The sequence below is a fragment of the Clostridium algoriphilum genome (assembly GCF_020443705.1).
Taxonomy (GTDB): Bacteria; Bacillota; Clostridia; order Clostridiales; family Clostridiaceae; genus Clostridium_AD; species Clostridium_AD algoriphilum.
Map to the genome: position 1 here is coordinate 26,158 of NZ_JAIZZK010000004.1, position 21,202 is coordinate 47,359.

The following is a 21,202-nucleotide window of genomic DNA, read 5'->3' on the forward strand; positions in this document are numbered from 1 at the left end:
TAATTTAATTTAATGCAATTATGTAATAAATAATCATAAAAAATATTAATAATAAATTTTATTTATGGTTAAAATAATTACAAATATAAGTAATAGTTTATATAATTAATTACAAAGGAGGATTTTGAAATGAAAGTTTCCGAAATAATGACTAAAGATGTTATAAGTTTATCAGTAGAGGATACAGCTGAGCGTGCAGCTGAGCTTATGAAAGAGTATAACATAGGATCAATTCCTGTAAATGCTGAGGATAGAGGAGTAGTTGGCATTGTAACAGATAGAGATATAATACTTAGGTGCGTTGCAGAAGGGAAAGATATAAAGCTTCAAAAGGTTAGAAGTATTATGACTTCAAATCCAGTACTAGGTGACGAAGATATAAATGTAAATGAAGCTGCTAGGATTATGAGCGAGAGGCAAATAAGAAGATTACCAATAACCTCAAATAATCATTTAGTAGGAATTGTTTCACTAGGAGATTTAGCAATCGAGCCAGATCTTCATGAAGAGGCTACAGAAGCGCTCAGTGAAATTTCTGAAACTTGCCTCCACAGCAATTAGGATGTAGGAACAGTTTTATTGAATAGAAAACTAGATTTATAAACTCTATCTTACTTGTTATTCATTCCCAGTTACTTACCTAGAAATCCACAAGAAAACGGAATCTTGTGGATTTATTTTTAAAGAGTTATACTATATAAATAAATCATTAAAATTAAGCGGGAAATAGGAGAGAATGCAATGAAAAAGGTGAAATTTATTTATAATCCATATTCTGGAGAAAAAACTATAGCATCAGATTTAGATAAAATAATAATGATTCATCAAGAATATGAGCATACAATAGTGCCATATAGAATATCCAATGAACACCCTATATCAGATGCCTTTTCTGATATAGATAATAGCTATAGCTATATTTTGATAGCAGGTGGAGATGGAACAATAGATAGTGTGGTAAATGATATGAAAAAGAAAAATATTTATTTACCTATAGCGATTCTTCCCGCGGGTACCGCAAATGATTTTGCAAATTATATAGGTATGCCTCATGATGTGGGTGATGCTTGCAATCAAATACTAAAAAGTAGTGTAGTGAATGTTGATTTAGGAAAGATAAATAATAAATATTTTATGAATGTAGCGAGTACTGGTTTATTCACTGATATATCTCAAAAAATGGATATGAATTTAAAAAATACTATAGGAAAGTTAGCATATTATGTAAAGGGAATTGAGCAGTTGCCTAATTTCAGAAAATTAAAAATAAAGGTTGTTTCAGAAGAAGTTTTTTTTGATGGAAATATGTACTTAATGTTAATCTTTAATGGACAAACTGCAGGAAATTTAAAGTTTGCATACAACGCTAAAGTAGATGATGGACTTTTAGATGTCATTATAATAAAGGCTGGTACTATGAAGAATATCTTAAACATTTTTATCAAAATGCTTAGAAATGAGCACTTAGAAAATGTTGAGGGAATTGTTTATTTTAAGACAAATAGATTAGAAATAGAATGCTTTGAAGATATTGTTACAGACATAGATGGTGAAAGAGGACCAGATTTTCCGTTAGTTATAGAATGTGTAAAAAGTGGAATATCTATATTAGGAGCTAAAATATAGTTAATTAGGCATATTTTTATATATTAATTAATAAATATTAACAGTAGCAATTTTAGGGAGAGTCTAAGAATGAGTATATATTTTACACTGCTGTCAATAATGGTTTTTTTATTATATGAAGGTATAATTTCCAGTTTGTTTTATGCCCCTAAAAAAATTAAAATAATAAGTGTTATAGCTTTAATTTTAATGTCGTTTAGATACATAGCTTTAATAATTCTCTTGATTGTAAAAAATCAAAATTATTTATATTTATTAAAACCTGTAGTATATACAAACTTTTTGTGTATACCTATATGTGGAATTCTTTCAGTTTTTATATTTGCAAGAAATAATAAAATCAAGCTTAGAAAGATTTTACTTATATGCGCTATGTTATGTATAGCATATTTCATTGTAGTATATAAATCCTCTGCAGATATTATTATATCTAATATTTGCGGATATACAATAACATTAAAATTAATAGATTATTGTAATGTTACATTACTTATATTTAATTCTGTTTTTATAATAAAAGGTATAGGATTATTTAATAAAACTTATTCTAACAAACTTGGGGCATTATTAATAATAATATCTTCGAGCATTACATTAATATCAGTCCTTCTAACTTTAATAAATACAAATTTTGCGTGGTTAATACTCGGAGATATTTCTTGGATTTTAACTTTGAATTATGGTTTAATAAAGTTGAAAAGGTAAAATGTTAAAAAAACAGATTTAAAAGACATATAACGCTAGGATGAATTCTAGCGTTATATGTCTTTTTTTATCCTTGTCGTTTTCTAGGATTAAATTTTGGGGTAGTTTTTGTTGTGCGATTATGAAATGGTTTTGTGTCAGTTTTTAAAACAGTCTTCGAGGTGGGTTTCACATCTACATTCGACCCAGTCTTTGGAGCGGACGCCTTAGAATGTTTCCTCTTAGAAAACTTAGAATTAGTATTTGTCTTTAGAGGTCTTGGTGGAATTAATGACTTTTTATCAAAGCCAATTAAGTCTTCTCTATGAGCTTTTACTAGCGCCTCTTTTACAATACTATAGTTTTCTGGGTTCTTAAATTGAAGCAGAGCTCTTTGCATATTTTTTTCCTTCTGCTCATTTGGCACATAAACCTTCTCACCCGTGAAAGGGTTAATTCCGGTGTAATATATCGTGGTAGATAAACTACCAGGTGTTGGGTAAAAGTCTTGGACTTGTTCAGGGGTATAGCCCATTTCCTTAATGTATTCTGATAATTTAATGGATTCCTTTAAGTCACTACCAGGGTGGCTTGACATAAAGTATGGAACTAAAAATTGATTTTTATCTATTTTTTTATTAAATTCAAAATACTTTTTTACGAAACTGTCATACACTTCTTTTTTGGATTTCCCCATTTGGTCTAGAACCTTGTCGCTAATATGTTCAGGGGCTACCTTTAGTTGCCCGCTAATATGATGTTCGCACAATTCTTCAAAGAATGTAGTATTTTTATCAAATATAAGGTAATCATATCTTATTCCAGAACGAATAAAAACCTTTTTAATGTTTGGAATGACCCTTACCTTTCTTAATAAATCTAAATACTCAGTGTGGTCAATAATAAGATTTTTGCATGGAGATGGAAACATGCATTGTTTATCGCGGCATACGCCTACTTTTTCTTGAAGCTTGCAAGCCCTGTGTCTAAAATTCGCTGTAGGACCACCTATATCGTGAATATATCCTTTGAAATTCTTTAAGCTAGTTAAAAGCTTAGCTTCATCTATAATAGATTGCTGACTCCTATTTTGAATAACTCTACCTTGATGAAAGGTTAAAGCACAAAAAGCACAGCTACCAAAACAACCCCTATGGCTAGTTATAGAAAACTCAACCTCAGTAATTGCAGGTATGCCACCTTTAGATTCATAAATAGGGTGATATGTTCTAGTGTACGGAAGTCCGTAAGTTATATCCATTTCACTTTGAGTTAAAGATATTTGAGGCGGATTTTGAACGACGTATCGGTCATTATGTTTTTGAACTAATGTTTTCCCTCTTATATCATCTTGTTCTAATGACTGTAATTTATAACTCTGTGCATAAGCATTTTTATCTGTCGAAACATCTTCAAATGAAGGAACTTCTATAAAATCTTTAAGTTCACTAATTTCTTTTGTAGCATAAACTGTACCTCTTAGAGAAGTCATTTTATCTACAGTCATGCCGTACTTGAAAAGATTAGCCATTTCAACTATAGTTTTTTCTCCCATACCATAAATTAGCAGGTCTGCTTTAGCATCAATTAATAAGCTTCGCCTAACTTTATCGGCCCAATAATCATAATGGGCAAATCTACGTAGACTTGCTTCTATGCCACCAATTATTATTGGAACATTTTTAAAAGCTTCACGGGCGCGATTACAATACACAATTACTGCTCTATCGGGTCTATGACCTGATTCGCCACCTGGTGAATAAAGGTCGGTGTGCCTTTTTTTCTTTGCGGCTGTATAGTGATTAACCATAGAATCTATATTGCCGGAGTTTATTATAAAAGCATATTTAGGTTTTCCAAGTTTTCTAAAATCATCTACGTTTTCCCAATTAGGCTGCGCTATAATTCCTACGTTAAAGCCTTCTCGTTCTAATGTTCTTCCAATAATAGCAGTTCCAAAGGATGGATGATCTATATATGCATCCCCTGTAATTATTATAAAATCTAATTGTGATATGTTTCTTTCTTTTAAATCATTCATGCTAATAGGTAAAAATTGTTTGTTTACTATCATATAATCCTCCTGAGAGATTAGTCGAACTAAGTTTCATTGAACTAAAGTTCGTTGAACATATAATTCGTTGAAAATAAAGTTCATTATCATGTGTTAACGGTATATAATAATATTAACATATCTACAGAAAAATATGAACTACAAAAGTTTATAATTGCTAAACCTTGATTATAAAATTTCAAAATTTAATATAATACAAGGATTTTAAAGTAATAATGATAAATACTCTATTAGGAGTATTTAATAGAGTATAATAGAGTTTAATGGAGAAATCTAATTGAAATACTTATTTTTAGTTGCATTCTGAAGCATATATAATATAATTATATAAAGAGAAGAGTTTTTACAGTTGAATTCAGATATAAAATATATTAATATATAAAGCGAAAATTATAGGTGGTGAAAACAAATGGAAAATGGCCCTCGAATTAGAAGGTCAAAATTAAACTTAAAATATAATATAATTATGCAGAGAATTTCTAATAATAGAAATTGACATAGATAGTAACCATTATAAAATAATGGATTTTATATTTAGTTATTTCTCTGCATAAGAGGAGGAATAACTATGAAAAAAATTGCTGAATTTTATTTGAGCCAGATATTAAATCAAAAAGTATTTGATGAATTTGATGATGATATTGGTAAGATATTTGATATTTACGTTTCTACTGATCAAGGATATCCAAGGGTTATAGGTTATAAAATTAAAAAAGCAAGCGAAATATTTAATTATGAATTTAGATCAATTGAAATATGTATAGAAGATAAAAAAGTAAGAGTAAGAGTAAGAGGAGTTAAAGATATAATTCCTAGAAAATTTTCTTATCTTTTATCTAAACATTTATTGAATAAACAAATAGTTGATGTTAACGGCAAGAAAGTGGTTAAGGTTAATGATTTAACAATGAATAAAGTTGCTGGAGAAATAAGGGTTGTAGCCGTAGAATCTGGAATTGTTGCAGTTGCTAGAAAATATAAGTTAGATGGCATAATTAGAGCTCTTTATAATATATTAGGCAGAAAACCTCGAGACAATAGTATAACATGGGAAAGTGTTCAGTCACTCGAAATGGTAGACCATAGTTTAAAACTTACAAAGCCCTATGGAAAATTAACTAAACTTCATCCAGCGGATCTTGCAGATATATTAGAGGGGCTAGATACCGAAGCTCGAAACAAAATATTTGAAAGTCTAGATAAAGATTTGGCAGCACATACTTTAGAGGAATTGCAACCAGAAATTCAGGCGGATATTTTAAGTACTATTAATAACATAACTGCACAGGAGATTTTAGATGAAATGCCTAACGATGAGATTGCTGATATTTTAGATGAAATGAAAGAAGCCGATGTAGAAAAGATCCTTATAAACTTCAAAAAGGATGATGAAGAAGAAATTAGAAATCTTATGGATTACGAAGAAGAAGTTGTTGGAAGCATAATGAATAAAGATTTTATATCTTTTAAATTAAATATAACAGCTAGTCAAACTATTGAAATATTAAGGGAACTTCAACCTGAAGATGAGGTAATTCATTATATTTATATTGTAGATGAGTATGAAAAACTTCAAGGAGTTATATCTTTGAGAAATTTAGTTCTCGCATCTCCAGAGCAAAAATTGAAGGATATTATAGATGATACAGTAATCAAAATAAAAGATTCTCAAGATATTGAAGAAGCTGTAGAATTGGCACTTAAATACGATTTAATATCATTGCCAGTAATAGACATTGAAGATAAGTTATGTGGAATAGTAATTATGAATGATATAATTGAAGAGCTATTGTCTCCTAGATGGAAAAGAAAACTTAAAAAAATAATATGAAAATACACTGTGCATTATAGAAGCACAGTGTATTTTTTTTTGAATTTAACACAAACTAGCATTGTTAATGAAAAATATTATTTATTTAAGGAGGGATACACTTGAAGCTTAAAAAACATTTACTCAAAAGATGCAGTGCTGTGGTTATGATAATTTTGATTGCATATTTTGCAAGTGAAGTTAATTTTAATCTTTCTAATAGTAAAGCTATAGCACAGGTTTACAAATATGGAGCGCGTGGTGAACAAGTTAAAAATATTCAAACTAAATTAAAAAGATGGGGCTATTATAAGCAAACTGTCGATGGAATATATGGCTATAATACTTATCTTTCTGTTAAGGCCTTTCAAAGAAGTAATGGAATAAAGGCGGATGGATTGGTAGGTAATCAGACACTTGAGGCTATCGGAATTGTTCCTAGTAAATCAACTGCTGGAGGATCAGCTTCTAGCAAAAATGTAACCAATGATAATGATGTAAATTTAGTCGCTAGGCTTATAAATGGTGAGGCTAGAGGTGAGCCTTATGAAGGTCAGGTTGCTGTTGGAGCAACAATTTTGAATAGAACAAGAGATGCAAGATTTCCCTCCACAATAGCGGGAGTAATTTATCAACCAGGTGCATTTACGGCTATTGTAGATGGACAAATTAATGCAGATATGGCAGAGAGCTCTACAAGGGCTGCAAGGGATGCACTTAATGGATGGGATCCTTCTGGAGGCGCTGTGTTTTATTTTAATCCTGCAACGAGTACTAATAAATGGATATGGTCACGAGAATTAATAAAAGTAATTGGTAAACATAGATTTTGCAACTAATTAGATTTTTTATAGAATACGAATAAAATAGGTAGTAGAAAGTTTTCTACTACCTATTTTATTCGTATTATTCTTTTTTACAGTATTTAATTATTAAATTAAGAGTACATAGTATGGAATCCATATGAGTTCTTTCATAACCATGTGAAGCAAAAATTCCAGCACCGATTAAAGCTGTCTTTATGTCCCATCCTGCTCTTAGAGCAGCGGAGGCGTCAGAACCATAATGTGGATAGACATCTATTTTATAATCTATATTTTCATCTTTACAAATCTGGGTTAACTTTTTACGTAGTTCTAAATCATAGGGACCTGATGAGTCTTTAGCGCAAATACAAACACTATATTCTGATGAATTTTGATCAAGGCCAGGGCAACCCATATCTACTGATACAAACTCTTTAGTTTCTTTTGGAATCGCGGCCGAGGCCCCGTGACCAACTTCTTCATAATTACTAATAAATATATTAACTGTATAGGGAAGCTCAATGTTATTATCTACTATGTATTTAGTAGCATAAAGTAGAATTGCAACTGAAGCCTTATCATCTAGATGCCTTGATTTTATAAAGCCTTTTTTAGTGAATAGGGTTCTCGCATTAAAACAAATAAAATCACCAACGCTTATCCCTAATTCCTCTACTTCATTTATTGAAGATATTTTTTCGTCAAGTATTACTTCCATATTTTCAGGTGTTCTTTTTAGTTCACGAGCATCATTACCACTAATATGGACTGAAGGTTTTGTGCTTTGAACAGTTCCTGTGAAGGTTTTGCCATCGATAGTTTCTATTGTGACGTTTTCACCTTCTATCGAATTCATCATGTAGCCACCTATAGGATCTATTGCTAAAGAACCACTAGAATTAATTTTCTTAACCATTGCTCCGAGTGTATCTACATGAGCTGAAAGTGTTCTTTGATAATTACTATCTTTGCCTTTTAAGGTAGCCACAACTGCACCTTTATTAGTAACGATATATGGTACGTTTAGCAAGTTAAGCTCATCTTTTATATAGTCCATAATATTTTGAGTATAACCTGATGGACTTGCTATTGATAGAATATTCAACAAATAGTATTTTATTTTATCTTCATTATAATTCATAATATCACTCCTTAAAAATGAGATTAGTTCAAGCATAATTTTACCATAAAAGATGTTAAATTAGAACTATTATATTTAGGTAAAGCATATAACAAGTATATATGAATAGAGTCAAAGCATATATGAATATTAGTTTTTGTGTAGTATTATGCCCATGAGTAGAAAAAGGAGATTATATATGAAAAATAAGGCAATTATAATATTAGGCGTTTTGGTTTTGGTTGGTATAATTACGTTTAGTAGCTACTCCTATGTTAAAGTAAAACAGTGGGATTCGATAATTTTACCCTCAGTTAAAATAGAAAATGAGGATTTAGCAGGTAAAACGAAAGAAGAAGCCCAAAGAATATTACAGGACAAGTACTCAAGTGAGGTAATAAAGAAAAAAATTACTATAGCCACTGACGATAAAGAATATATTTTAGATTATTCAAAGTTAGATGCAAAATACAATATTGATGAAGCGGTGAATCAGGCAATTAGTTATGGACAAGATATGAATATGTTCCAGAAATATAAAGCTATAAAATATCCAACAAGCAAGCAAATAAAGTTAGTATTTAACTATAATGATAAAATTGTTGATAAAACATTATTGGTCATAGCTAAAGATACAAATAAAGATCCATTAAATGCAACTATAGCAATGGGTGGTAGTGGACAATTTACGATTACAAATGACATTTCCGGAATGCAATTAGAAACAGATAGGTTAAAAAAAGAAATTAAAAGTAAAATAAATGGTGTTCTTTCAGAAGATTATATATATATTACGGCTCCTATAAAGAAATCAAAAGCTAAAATATTAGCAACTGATCTAAAAACAATAAACAAGAGAATATCAGGATTTACTACAAACTTTGGAAGATCATCAGAGGGTAGAGCAACAAACATAAATTTGTCTACTAAAAGTATAAATGGGACATTACTTATGCCAGGAGATGTCTTTAGTTTTAATGGAGTTGTAGGGCAAAGAACGGCTGCAAGAGGATATCGAACTGCAGGCGTAATTATAGGAGAAAAACTAGATAAAGGAATAGGTGGTGGAGTATGTCAAGTATCATCTACTTTGTATAATGCAATGCTTTCAACTTCAATTAGGTCGATTGAAAGAATTCATCATACAATTTCATCAGGTTATATAGCAAAAGGGCAAGATGCTACGGTCGACTATGGCAATCTTGATTATAAGTTTAAAAATACCTTTAAGTACCCAATATATATTGAAGGTAATACATCGAATAGAAACATACATTTTAATATATACTCAAATTCTATATTAACAAATAGAACTTATGAAATTGTAAATGAAATATTAGAGGTAACAGAGCCTAAAACGGAAACGATACAAGATCCTACTAAAAATGCAGGTGAAATGGAAATTATAAAAACGGGTTATGCAGGCTTTAAAGTTAAGGTATCTAGAAAAACTTATGAAAATGGTAAGCTAATTAATACTGAAATTATAAATGAGGATACATTCCGAGTTATTAATGGCATAATAAAGGTCGGTACTAGAAAAGCATAGCGTTTTAATTAACGGTATGTTTTCTTTTATGCATATACTTTCGGCTGAATTAAAATAAATCTAGAACACATAATACAATTAATGGATAGATAAAGGAAATTATGATACTATATAAATATTATAATGCTATAGTATTTATAACCTAAAGCTTAATGAGGAGGATAAAATAATGGATTATAAATTAATATGTATAGATATGGATGGTACTTTGTTAAGTGATGAGAAAACTGTTAGTGAGAGGAATCTTAGAGCTATAAGATTAGCTAATGAACAAGGTGTAAGGATTGCAGTTTGTACGGGAAGAATATTTACTTCCGCTGATTATTTCTCGAATTTACTGGGAGTTAAGTCACCAGTAATAGCTGCAAATGGTGCTTATATTAGGGAGAAAGATAGGGATGAAGTAATATACAATGCATCAATAGGTGAAAATAAATGTAGAAAATTACTATCTGTGTTTAAACAGTATGATATATATCCACATTTTTATACTAATGAAATGATTTTCACAGAGAATGCAGCGTTTTCTACACGTTTCTATAAGGAAGCAAATAAAAAATTATCAAAAGATAAGCAGATTAAAGTATTGATCGTAAGAGATTGGGACGAGGTTTTTAAAAAATATGAAAATGAGATCTTCAAGGGTATAGGTGTAGATGCAGATGCAGAAAAAATAAGGAAAGCAAAAATAGCCATAAGAAACATGGATGCTTTTGAGGTGGTAAGTTCTAAATTTGATAATTTTGAGGTGACAAATAAGGGAGTAACAAAAGGAAATGCTGTTAAGATATTAGCAAATTATTATGGAATAGAAAGTGAACAGATTATTTGTATAGGTGATAGCGAAAATGATTTATCTATGATTAAATATGCAGGACTTGGAGTTGCAATGGGAAACGCGGATGGTGTCGTGAAAGAAGCTGCGCAATATATTACCGAGACTAATAATAATGATGGGGTAGCTAAGGCTATTGAAAAATTTATATTAGAAGTATAAAATAAATTTTAAATTAACTAAAGGAGTATTTTACTATGATCAATAAGTTTTTACATTCAATAAGAAGTGATTATAACAAAGATGTTGATAAGAAAAGAGATTTCAATAAAATTAAGAAGTTTTTTGATATACATAAGAAACATGAATACACCTTAGATAATCAAACATGGGAAGATTTAGATATGAATAAAGTATACGAAAAATTAGATAGAGCATATAGTAGTCCTGGAGAGGCAGCTTTATATACAATGCTTAGAAATCCTTTAATGAATGAAGAAGAATTAAAAGTAAGAGGAAAACTGATTGAGACACTTAAAGATGATAATAATTTAAGAGAGAGCCTACAGTGTATTTTCTTTGAATTAAACAGCGATTTAAAAAACAGTTTTCTAGATATGATAGAAAATAACCTAATCATAAATAGAGCTAAATATTTTGTGTATACAGTTCTTGGAAGGATATTACCAGTAGCGGCAATTTTGCTTGCAATATTTGTAAATGTAAAATTTATGTTAGTATTGTTTGGTATATGTTCTATTAATATGCTAATAAACTCTTCTGAGGTAAAGGCCATTAAATCCAATGGCATATTCTACTTACAAAGAAATATAAAGGCAGCTAAAAAAATTGCCAGCATAAATAGTAAAGATATTATTTATTATAAGGATAAGATATCAACGATGCTTAAATCTGTAAAGGATATAGATAGAAGTACAAGACAAATAGGATTTGTGAATATGTGGGGAGGAATGTTTGAATTTGTTTCTGTGATTTTTCTTTTTGAAGAAAGCGCTTATTATTCCATATCTGATAGAATAAAAGAAGAAAAAGAGGTTTTAATGGACCTTTACTATACTGTTGGTGAACTAGAAGCATTAATTTCTATTGCGGGGTATAAACATATTTTAGGTGAGCAGTATGTAAAACCTAAGTTTATAAAGCAAGTTTCTTTAAATATAAAGGACGGAATCCATCCTCTCATAGATAAGGCTGTAGCCAACACAATTGGAATAGGTAATGGGGGTATTGTGCTTACGGGCACAAATATGGCGGGTAAATCCACTTTTTTAAGAATGCTTGGCGTAAATATAATTCTAGCTCAATGTTTTGATTTTGTTTTGGCAAAAAAATATGAAGCTCCTTTTTTAAACATAGTTACATCAATTAGCCCGAATGATGATCTAACAAAAGGGAAAAGTTTCTACATGGCTGAAGCGGAATCAATTCTTCGAATAATTACGGCTCTAGAAAAGGATGCACCGGTATTTTGCCCAATAGATGAAATATTCAGGGGTACAAATCCAATAGAGAGAATTGCAATGTCTGCAGAAATACTAACATACATAAACAATGGGAAAACTATTTCGATTGTAGCAACACATGATAGAGAATTAGTCAATATATTAAAAGCTAATTTTGAATTTTACTATTTTAGCGAAAAGGTTGATACTAAAAAGGGGTTAAGTTTTGATTATAAGATAAAAAAAGGCGTTTCTCAAACAAGAAATGCTATAAAACTTTTAGAGTACATGGGTTATCCAAAGCAAATAGTAGAAAAATCGTTTATTAGAGCTGAGAATATAGGAAAGTAAGGAGGAATAATTATGAATTTAAATATAGTTTTATTTGAACCAGAAATTCCACAGAATACTGGTAATATTGGAAGAACTTGCGTGCTTACTGATTGTAAACTTCATCTTATAAAACCTTTAGGGTTTAGTTTAGAGGAGAAGCAACTAAAAAGGGCGGGTTTAGATTATTGGCCATATCTGAATTTAGAGGTACATGAATCATATGAAGCATTTATGGAAAAATATAAGGGGTCAACTTTCTATTATTCTACAACAAAGGGTTCAAAATTTTATACAGAAGCGGAGTTTAAAGAGGGAGATTTTATAATTTTCGGACGAGAATCCTCAGGATTACCGGATAGCGTTCGAGGGAGTAATCCTGATGGATGTATAAGAGTACCCATGATAAGTAGTACAACAAGGTCTCTAAACCTTTCAAATACAGTTGCAATTGTGACATATGAAGCGCTTAGACAAATAGGATTTATTGATATGAAATAAAATGAAAATGAGGAGGTTAGAGTTATGGAGCATATATACGATACTATAATTATTGGCGGGGGTCCTGCAGGGTTATCAGCTGGTCTTTATGCATCAAGATCAAGAATGGATACCCTAGTTATAGAACGGGCAGCATATGGTGGACAGGTAGCTACAACTGATGAATTAGATAATTACCCAGGTTCTATCGAAAATTCTACAGGGGCATCATTAAGCAAAAGAATGAAAGAGCAAGCAGCAGAATTTGGAACAAAATTTGTAAATGAAGAAGTTGCAGGAGTTGAACTTGAAGGTGATATAAAAGTAATTAAATGCATGAGCAAAAGCTATAAGGCTAAAACAATAATAATTGCCACAGGAGCTTATCCAAGACTTGGTGGATTTAAGAATGAAACAGAACTAAGAGGAAAGGGAGTTTCTTATTGTGCAACTTGCGATGCTGACTTTTTTGCAGATTTAGACATTGCAGTTCTTGGAGGTGGAGACTCAGCTATATCTGAAGCTATATACTTAGCTAAATTTGGAGAAACTGTTACTGTAATACACAGAAGAGACGAATTAAGAGCTGCTAAGTCACTTCAAGAAAAAGCTTTTAGTAATCCTAAAATAAAGTTTGTTTGGGATACAGTAGTTGAGGAAGCTAAAGGCACAGAAGTATTAGAAAGCTTAGTACTTAAAAATATTAAAACTGGAGAAATTAGTGAACTAAAATCAGATGGGTGCTTTGTATTTATAGGATACCTTCCAATTTCAGAACTATTTAAAGGAAAGATTACTATGAATGAGCGTGGCGATGTTATTACTGATGAAGAAATGAGAACTAATATACCAGGAGTATATGCAGCAGGAGACATAAGAGTTAAATTATTAAGACAAGTTATTACAGCAGCTGCAGATGGAGCGATTGCGGCAACGCACGCTGAACATTACATTGAAAGTAAACTTAGATAGTTTATTAAAAATATAACTTTATAAATTAATACATTGCTATTTAATTTTATTATAGTATACATAAGATAAAACGGAGGTTATTAGTAATGGTAGAATTAAATAAAGACAACTTTGAAGTAGAAGTATTAAAATCAGACAAACCAGTATTCGTTGATTTTTGGGGTGAAAAATGTGAAATGTGTCTAAAACTTATGCCCGGAGTGCAAAGCCTTCGCGAGAAATACTGCGATAAAATTAAATTTGCTAGTTTAAACATTGCAGTATCAAGAAGAACAGCTATAACGCAGAGGGTTTTAGGACTACCAACAATGATAATATATAATGCTTCAGAAAAAGTTGCTACAATAACACCAGATAAAATTTCTTCATTAAATGATATAGAAATATTTATTAAAGATTATTACAATACATTGTAATCTGGTTAGAGGCTTATGGCTAATAAAAAGCTATAAGCCTTAAAATATATTATATAATGTGAATAATTTAAGTGGTGAATAGAGAAAATATTAATTAAACAGATTAACTTTATTGAGAGTAAAATAAGAAGCAAAGGTAAAAAAATACATATTGCATATAAATTAAGTGAAAAAATTGAATGAGAAGGAAGATGAAAATGCTTAAAGGAAAAAAAATTATCATTATAGGAGATAGAGACGGAATACCTGGTATATCAATAGAAGCTTGCGTAAAATCTGCTGGGGCAGAAGTGGTGTTTTCATCAACCAAATGTTTCGCTTGCACAGCAGCAGGAGCAATGGATATAGAGCTTCAACAAAAGGTTAAGGACATTACCTTAGAGTATGGCGCTGAAAATATAGTAGTCGTTATTGGAGGAGCCGAAGCCGAAGCATCTGGAATTTCAGCTGAAACAATGGCTGCTGGAGATCCAACACTTGAGGGTCCTTTATCTGGGATTGCTTTAGGTCTCGCTGTATTTCACGTAGTTGAACCAGAAATTAAAGGTGCTTGCAGTCAATTAGTTTATGAGAAGCAATGCGCAGTAATGGAAATGGTGTTAGACATAGATGAAATAATTTTAGAAGTTCGTTCAATAAGGGAAAAGTTTTGTAAATACAGAAATAAACAATATGAATTTTAAAAAAGAGGAATATGAAAACAATTAGAGAATACATACTGCGAGGCAATATTCTTAATTAATTATCTAGGGGGCGAAATAATTATGAACAAAAAAAAGGTGATTGCAATACTTGCAGCAGTCTCTGTGGTTGCAACATTGTTTGTTGGCTGTGGGACTAAAAAGGAAGAAACAAAAACGAAAGTAACAAAAAGTACTGTAACTATAGGACTTTCTACTGATGAAGGTGGATTAAATGACAAGTCATTTAATCAGTCAGCCAATGCAGGAGTAAACAAGGCTAAAGGTGAAGACGGTTTCAAATATACTCCTATTGAATCTAAACAAAAGGAAGATTATACACCAAATTTAGAAACGTTAGTTGAAAATGGTTCGAATTTAACTTTTGCTATTGGATACCAAATGGCAGATGCAATAACAGAGGTTGCGAAAAATCATACTGATAGTAACTTCGCAATTATAGACTCAGTTGTTAATCTACCAAATGTAGTATCCATTAATTTTAAGGAACAAGAAGGTTCTTTCTTAATGGGAGTTATTGCTGGAAGAATGACTAAAACTAATAAAATTGGATTTATTGGTGGAAAAGATACTGAATTAATATCAAGATTTGAATCTGGTTTTGTAGCGGGTGTCAAATCAGTTAATCCAGAAGCTGCTAAAGGTCTAACAAGTACAAATGGAAAGAGTCCAGGATCAACTGTAAAATATGCAGATAGTTTTGATGATTCAGCAAAAGGGTATGAAATAGCTAAATCATTATATCAAGATGGTTGCGATGTAGTTTATCATGCAGCGGGTGGTGTTGGTATTGGTTTATTTAAAGCAGCTAAAGAATTAAAAGATAACAAAAAACAAGTTTGGGCTATTGGAGTTGATATGGATCAATCTTTAACAGTTCCACAGTATGCTGATGTTATTTTATCGAGTATGATAAAGAGAGTTGATACAGCGACTTATAACGAATCTAAAGCTCAAGTTAACGAAAAATTCAAAGGTGGCACAAGTTTAACACTTGGACTAAAGGAAAAAGGTGTAGGAATAGCGGATACATCTGGTAAAAATGTACCAAAGACCGTTTTAGATGAAGTAAAAAAATATGAAAATAAAATTATTACCGGAGAAATAGTTGTTCCAGTAAATAGAAAAGAAGTAATGAGTTTTAAATAAAAGGTTTATTATTTAATATTTCATTATATTAGTAAGCAATAAGAGCTAGATGTATTACATCTAGCTCTTTCTAAGAATAATGGTAGTTTAAGACGTTGCACAATGCAGCGCAGGTAATGTGATACAGTTGGTGATGGCAGCACCTTTGGTGATGAAAATCTTTTAAGGGGGAAAGTAGATGGAAAAGGTAATTGAGATGAAGGGTATAACAAAAATTTTTCCAGGAACAATTGCCAATGACAATGTAGATTTTGAACTATTAAAAGGAGAGACACATGTTCTTTTGGGCGAAAATGGAGCAGGGAAAACAACTCTTATGAACATTCTATATGGTCTATATAAACAGGAAAAAGGCGAGATCTATGTAGGTGGTAACTTAGTAAACATATCTACTCCAAATGATGCCATAAAATTAGGAATAGGAATGGTTCATCAACATTTTATGCTTGTACATAACTTCACTATAGCGCAAAATATTATTTTAGGAATTGAACCAAAAAAAGGTTTTAAAATTGATATTAAAAAAGCAAATCAAGAGGTAAAAGAAATTTCAGAAAAGTATGGTTTTGCAATAGATCCAAGCGCGGTTATAGAAGATATATCTGTAGGACAACAACAAAGAGTAGAGATACTAAAGGCATTATATAGAGGTGCAAAAATATTAATACTAGATGAGCCTACAGCGGTTTTAACACCAAAGGAAATTAAGGAACTCGGAACTATAATTAGAAATCTTGAAAAAGAAGGGAAATCGGTAATACTTATAACTCATAAATTAAAAGAAGTTATGAGAATGAGTGATAGGGTTACTATAATTAGGCGGGGTGCTATTACTGGAACCGTTAAAACTAAAGAAACTAGTATAGATGAATTAGCAGAGCTTATGGTAGGTCGAAAAGTCAATTTAACTGTAGAAAAAAAGCCTGCTATGATTAAAGGTGAAATATTAAATATTAATAACATTTGCGCAAACGACCAAAGAGGATTACCTGCTGTGCGAAATTTAACATTAAAAGTATATGGCGGCGAAATTCTTGGCATAGCTGGTGTTGATGGAAATGGTCAATCCCAATTAATAGAAGTTCTAACTGGACTTCGAAAGCCTAAAAGTGGGAGTATTACCATAAACGGTAAAAGTACATACGGAAAGTCACCGAGATATATCATGTCAGCAGGTGTTGGACATATACCTGAAGATAGGCAAAAAAGAGGTCTTATATTAACGTATTCACTTTTTGAGAACTCAGTGCTTGGTATTCATAAAAATAAGCCATTTAGTAAAGGTATAGTTATGAATTACAAAGAAATCAAAAGCCACTGTGATGATCTTATTCGGGAATTTGACATTAGAACTCCCAATGGAGATGTAAACGCGGAGTCATTATCAGGTGGCAATCAACAAAAACTTATAGCAGCTAGAGAAATTTCAAAAGATCCTGATTTGCTAATAGCGGCGCAACCTACAAGGGGGCTCGACGTTGGTGCAATTGAATATATTCACAAAAGATTAGTGCAGGAACGCGATAAGGGAAAGGCAGTTTTGCTAGTATCTTTAGAACTAGATGAAATAATGGCATTGTCGGACAGGATAGCTGTAATGTATGATGGGAAAATAGTAGATATAATTGATAGATGCGGCGCCACTGAGCAAAAACTAGGAATACTTATGGCTGGTGGAACTCTTCACGAAACGAAGGAGGGAGAGAAGGAGAATGAGTAAAATAGAGAATAAAAACAATAGTTTTGTTAATATAATAAAAAACACGCTAAAATCACTTGCGTTCCCTTTGTTTTCTATAGTAATTTCTATTTTTGTTGCTGTATTCTTTGTGATGTGGGCAAAAGGATATTCTATATTTCAGTATTTTTCAGCGCTAGGAGATTTATTTGGACTTATATTTAAAGGCGGATTTGGTAATGAACGAGTAACCTTTGTGACGGTCTCAGAAGTTACTCCTTTAATATTTACAGGAGTTGCAAATGCTGTAGCATTTAAATGTGGATTATTTAATATAGGTGTTGCTGGTCAATTTATACTTGGAATGGTAGCGGCAGCTATTGTAGGGACTGTGCCAGGCTTAAATCCAGCAGTTCATGTAGTTTTAATGATTTTATCAGGTTTTATAGCAGGTGGAATTTGGGGAGCTATACCGGGTTATTTAAAGGCGAAAGTAGGTACTCATGAGGTCATTAATACAATTATGATGAATTATATATCTATGGCACTCGCTAATTTTATTATATTAAGAACCGGATTTGGAGTGACAGGGAAATCAACTACTCCGAGTATTCAAAAGAGTGCAGAGCTACACAGGTTTGTTACTGGTAGTGGTGCTAATATTAGTATATTTCTTGCAATTGCTGTAGCTATCTTTATATTTTGGCTATTATGGAAAACTACTGTTGGGTATGAAATAAGAGCAGTTGGCATAAATCCACATGCTGCAGAATACGGGGGAATTAATATAGCAAGAAATACAGTGATTGCTATGGCACTTTCTGGTGCAATAGCAGGAGTTGGTGGTGCAACCCATGTAGCAGGAGTTCTTCATAACGTAAAAGATTTTATGGCACTTCCATCTTATGGGTTTGATGGTATTGCAGTTGCACTACTTGCCAAAAGTAATCCCATTGGATGTATAGCGTCAGCCTTATTATTTGGTACATTAAATAGTAGTTCTAGAACCCTTCAATTAAATGGAATACCAAAAGAGATAGTTTATTTAATACAGGCTATAATTATTATATTTGTAGCCACAGATTATATTGTTAAGTACTTCACTGAAAGGAAGAAGAAGGAGGCAATTAAGAATGAGTAGTGTTATTTTGATTAATTTGTTAGCTCAAACACTTAGAATAGCTACGCCTCTAATTTTCGCCGCGTTAGGTGGTATATTTTCAGAAAAATCAGGTGTTGTAAATATTGGACTTGAAGGTATGATGGTAATAGGTGCTTTCTTTGCAGTATACGGAAGTTATAGGACTGGAAGCCCAGTAGTAGGAATACTTTTCGGCGTGATAGCCGGTGGCGTATTGGGCCTGATTCATGCCATCCTTAGTATACATCTGCGTGCAGATCAAGTAATTTCAGGTACGGCTATAAATCTCTTTTCAACTGCCCTTGCTAGTTTTTTAATATATAAGTTTTTTGGTGGTAAAGGTGGTCAAACAGATATAGTAACAGGGCTTTCATATAATATACCGGACACAATTAAGAATATACCAATATTTGGTGATTTAATATCTCAGTTAAATTGGTTTGTTATACTTGCAATAATCTTAGTATTTGTCTCTAATTATGTAATATATAAAACACCTCTAGGACTTAGAATTAGAGCTGTAGGAGAACATCCAAAGGCTGCTGATACTTTGGGAATAAGTGTATATAAAATGAGATACCTATGTGTCATTATATCAGGCATGCTTGCAGGCCTCGGTGGAGCTGCCTTATCTCTTGGAATAACACCACTTTATAGAGAAGGAATGGTTGCAGGACGAGGATTTATTGCTTTAGCAGCTGTTATATTTGGTAATTGGAAGCCTTTCGGTGCATTTGGCGCTAGCTTATTATTTGCATTTGGTAGCGCGTTTAACATATTTGCACAAGGACTTAGTTGGAATTTACCAACAGAGGTATATGATGTTATTCCATATTTACTAACTATGATTGCACTCGCAGGGTTTGTTGGAAAAACAACAGGACCACTAGCGAGTGGTAAGCCATATGACAAAGGATCAAGATAACATTTAAAAAAAATCTCAGCATCTGTTGAGATTTTTTTATTTTTAGTGATAGCCCAATGTATAATTTATCTCTGCTATGTTATAATATAATATATGAATTAGATGAGGTGATGGATAAAATGAATATTAATTTTGGGCTAAATTTGGTCCAAGAACAAAAATTAATAATGACGCAAGAAATGCAAATGTCTGTTAAACTTCTTCAAATGTCAGCATATGAATTAGGGCAATATGTTAATAAAGAGATGCAAGAAAATCCTGTGCTTGAAGAAAAAGATATACAAAGTAATAAAAGCAAGAGTAATGATACTAATGACTATAAAGAAATTATTAAATACCTTGATAAGGATGATTATAAAGTAAAAAATTATGCTGTAAAAAATGATAATGAAGAAGTTTCACCATTTTATTATATTGCACAAGAGAAATCACTTAAAGATTATCTTAAGGAGCAAATAGGTGAACTTAACGAGAAAAGTGAAATTATAGAAATATGCAAGTATATGGCGGAGAACTTAGATACTAAAGGTTATTTGTCAGGAGAATTATCTGATATATGCAAGGAACTTGGTATATCAAGAGAAAAAGCTGAAACTGCACTTGATATATTTCAAGCTTTAGATCCAGAGGGGATAGGAGCTAGAAATTTAAGAGAATGCCTAAAGATTCAATTAAATAATCAAGGCATAGATGACGATAATATATATTTAATTATTGATGATTACTTGGAGTTATTGGCAGAAAACAAATATAATGATATAGCTAAAGAATTAAAAGTTAAAATTTCTGATGCCCAAAAATATGGAGATATAATAAAAAATTTAGAGCCCAAGCCATCAAGAGGATTTTATACTGGTGAGATTGTTAAGTATATTGTGCCTGATGCGTACATAAGCAAAATTGATGATCAATATTTTATTTCTATGAATGAAGATGTACTTCCAAAGCTTAATATAAATACTTTATATAAAGAAATTATTAAAGATGAAAAAGACGTAGAAGCAGTAGAATATGTAAAAGATAAGCTTAATAGCGCAATGTTTCTAATTAAAAGTATTGAACAAAGAAAAAATACTGTGTATAGAGTTTTGGAAGAGATATTGGCAGTTCAAAGGGAATATTTTGATATTGGTGAAGAATATTTAAAACCAATGACACTTAAAAAGATTGCTGATAATGTAGAAATGCATGAATCGACTATAAGCCGCGCAATTAGAGAAAAATATGTTAGTATAAATAATGGTAAGGTAATAAAAATAAAAGATTTATTTACTAATGGAATTGCATCAATAGCTGGTGGAGAGGATATATCTACAACTAATATTAAAAAAATTATCAAGGAAATGGTGGATAACGAAGACCAAAAGAAACCACTATCGGACCAAATAATTTGTAATCGATTAAATACCGAAGGGATGAATATTTCAAGAAGAACTGTGGCAAAATATAGGGAAGAACTCGAAATTAAAAGTTCGAGTAAGCGTAAAAGATTTTAGAGGGATT

General features: G+C 31.5%; 19 protein-coding genes. 17 read left to right on the forward strand and 2 right to left on the reverse strand.

Annotation, left to right across the window (positions count from 1 at the left end):
• Window positions 1-129: 129 nt before the first annotated feature.
• From LGK95_RS04935 to LGK95_RS04945, 3 genes are all read left to right on the forward strand, one after another.
• A complete protein-coding gene (locus LGK95_RS04935) occupies window positions 130-561 on the forward strand; it encodes a CBS domain-containing protein (protein ID WP_226122891.1) in 432 nt (143 codons plus the stop codon).
• A gap of 180 nt (window positions 562-741) precedes the next feature.
• Window positions 742-1,626: a YegS/Rv2252/BmrU family lipid kinase gene (locus LGK95_RS04940; protein WP_226122893.1), complete on the forward strand. Its 885-nt coding sequence runs from the start codon at window positions 742-744 to the stop codon at window positions 1,624-1,626.
• Window positions 1,627-1,695: 69 nt separating this feature from the next.
• A complete protein-coding gene (locus LGK95_RS04945) occupies window positions 1,696-2,331 on the forward strand; it encodes a hypothetical protein (protein WP_226122895.1) in 636 nt (211 codons plus the stop codon).
• Between the two features lie 67 nt (window positions 2,332-2,398).
• Here LGK95_RS04945 and LGK95_RS04950 read toward each other — a convergent pair whose 3' ends face one another.
• Window positions 2,399-4,384 carry a YgiQ family radical SAM protein gene (locus LGK95_RS04950; RefSeq protein ID WP_264174478.1) on the reverse strand — a complete coding sequence of 662 codons (1,986 nt, stop codon included), beginning with the start codon at window positions 4,382-4,384 and terminating at the stop codon, window positions 2,399-2,401.
• A gap of 568 nt (window positions 4,385-4,952) precedes the next feature.
• Here LGK95_RS04950 and LGK95_RS04955 point away from each other — a divergent pair.
• Both LGK95_RS04955 and sleB read left to right on the forward strand, forming a co-directional pair.
• Entirely contained in the window at window positions 4,953-6,215 is a 1,263-nt protein-coding gene (locus LGK95_RS04955; protein ID WP_226122897.1) for a magnesium transporter, read from the forward strand.
• Between the two features lie 146 nt (window positions 6,216-6,361).
• Window positions 6,362-7,033: a spore cortex-lytic enzyme gene (sleB, locus tag LGK95_RS04960; protein ID WP_226123231.1), complete on the forward strand. Its 672-nt coding sequence runs from the start codon at window positions 6,362-6,364 to the stop codon at window positions 7,031-7,033.
• Between the two features lie 67 nt (window positions 7,034-7,100).
• On the opposite strand, the gene LGK95_RS04965 is transcribed toward sleB, so the two are convergent.
• Window positions 7,101-8,141 carry a M42 family metallopeptidase gene (locus tag LGK95_RS04965; protein ID WP_226122899.1) on the reverse strand — a complete coding sequence of 347 codons (1,041 nt, stop codon included), beginning with the start codon at window positions 8,139-8,141 and terminating at the stop codon, window positions 7,101-7,103.
• Between the two features lie 178 nt (window positions 8,142-8,319).
• On the opposite strand from LGK95_RS04965, the gene LGK95_RS04970 reads away from it, so the two are divergent.
• The 12 genes from LGK95_RS04970 to rpoN all read left to right on the forward strand — a co-directional run bounded on the left by LGK95_RS04970 (window position 8,320) and on the right by rpoN (window position 21,195).
• Window positions 8,320-9,669 carry a VanW family protein gene (locus LGK95_RS04970; RefSeq protein ID WP_226122902.1) on the forward strand — a complete coding sequence of 450 codons (1,350 nt, stop codon included), beginning with the start codon at window positions 8,320-8,322 and terminating at the stop codon, window positions 9,667-9,669.
• 169 nt (window positions 9,670-9,838) lie between these two features.
• The gene (locus LGK95_RS04975; RefSeq protein WP_226122904.1) at window positions 9,839-10,666 is read left to right on the forward strand and encodes a Cof-type HAD-IIB family hydrolase; all 828 of its coding nucleotides are present in this window, start codon (window positions 9,839-9,841) and stop codon (window positions 10,664-10,666) included.
• A 35-nt stretch (window positions 10,667-10,701) separates the two neighbouring features.
• A complete protein-coding gene (locus LGK95_RS04980; RefSeq protein WP_226122906.1) occupies window positions 10,702-12,258 on the forward strand; it encodes a MutS-related protein in 1,557 nt (518 codons plus the stop codon).
• Between the two features lie 12 nt (window positions 12,259-12,270).
• Window positions 12,271-12,738, forward strand: coding sequence for a tRNA (cytidine(34)-2'-O)-methyltransferase (locus LGK95_RS04985; protein ID WP_226122908.1), 468 nt, complete (start codon window positions 12,271-12,273; stop codon window positions 12,736-12,738).
• Window positions 12,739-12,762: 24 nt separating this feature from the next.
• Window positions 12,763-13,689: a thioredoxin-disulfide reductase gene (gene trxB, locus LGK95_RS04990; protein ID WP_226122910.1), complete on the forward strand. Its 927-nt coding sequence runs from the start codon at window positions 12,763-12,765 to the stop codon at window positions 13,687-13,689.
• 86 nt (window positions 13,690-13,775) lie between these two features.
• Window positions 13,776-14,105 carry a thioredoxin family protein gene (locus tag LGK95_RS04995; protein WP_226122912.1) on the forward strand — a complete coding sequence of 110 codons (330 nt, stop codon included), beginning with the start codon at window positions 13,776-13,778 and terminating at the stop codon, window positions 14,103-14,105.
• 191 nt (window positions 14,106-14,296) lie between these two features.
• Complete coding sequence (grdA, locus tag LGK95_RS05000; RefSeq protein WP_226122914.1) at window positions 14,297-14,788, forward strand: glycine/sarcosine/betaine reductase complex selenoprotein A; 492 nt, start codon at window positions 14,297-14,299, stop codon at window positions 14,786-14,788.
• Window positions 14,789-14,869: 81 nt separating this feature from the next.
• Window positions 14,870-15,955, forward strand: a complete 1,086-nt coding sequence (locus LGK95_RS05005) for a BMP family lipoprotein (protein WP_226122915.1) — start codon at window positions 14,870-14,872, stop codon at window positions 15,953-15,955.
• 178 nt (window positions 15,956-16,133) lie between these two features.
• Window positions 16,134-17,675, forward strand: a complete 1,542-nt coding sequence (locus LGK95_RS05010) for an ABC transporter ATP-binding protein (protein WP_226122916.1) — start codon at window positions 16,134-16,136, stop codon at window positions 17,673-17,675.
• Window positions 17,668-18,774: an ABC transporter permease gene (locus LGK95_RS05015; RefSeq protein WP_226122917.1), complete on the forward strand. Its 1,107-nt coding sequence runs from the start codon at window positions 17,668-17,670 to the stop codon at window positions 18,772-18,774. Before LGK95_RS05010 ends, LGK95_RS05015 begins: the two co-directional genes overlap by 8 nt.
• Window positions 18,767-19,699: an ABC transporter permease gene (locus tag LGK95_RS05020; protein ID WP_226122918.1), complete on the forward strand. Its 933-nt coding sequence runs from the start codon at window positions 18,767-18,769 to the stop codon at window positions 19,697-19,699. The genes LGK95_RS05015 and LGK95_RS05020 overlap by 8 nt, the downstream gene beginning before the upstream one ends.
• Before the next feature lie 125 nt (window positions 19,700-19,824).
• On the forward strand, window positions 19,825-21,195 hold the full coding sequence (gene rpoN / locus LGK95_RS05025) for an RNA polymerase factor sigma-54 (RefSeq protein ID WP_226123232.1): 1,371 nt from the start codon (window positions 19,825-19,827) through the stop codon (window positions 21,193-21,195).
• Window positions 21,196-21,202 lie beyond the last annotated feature (7 nt).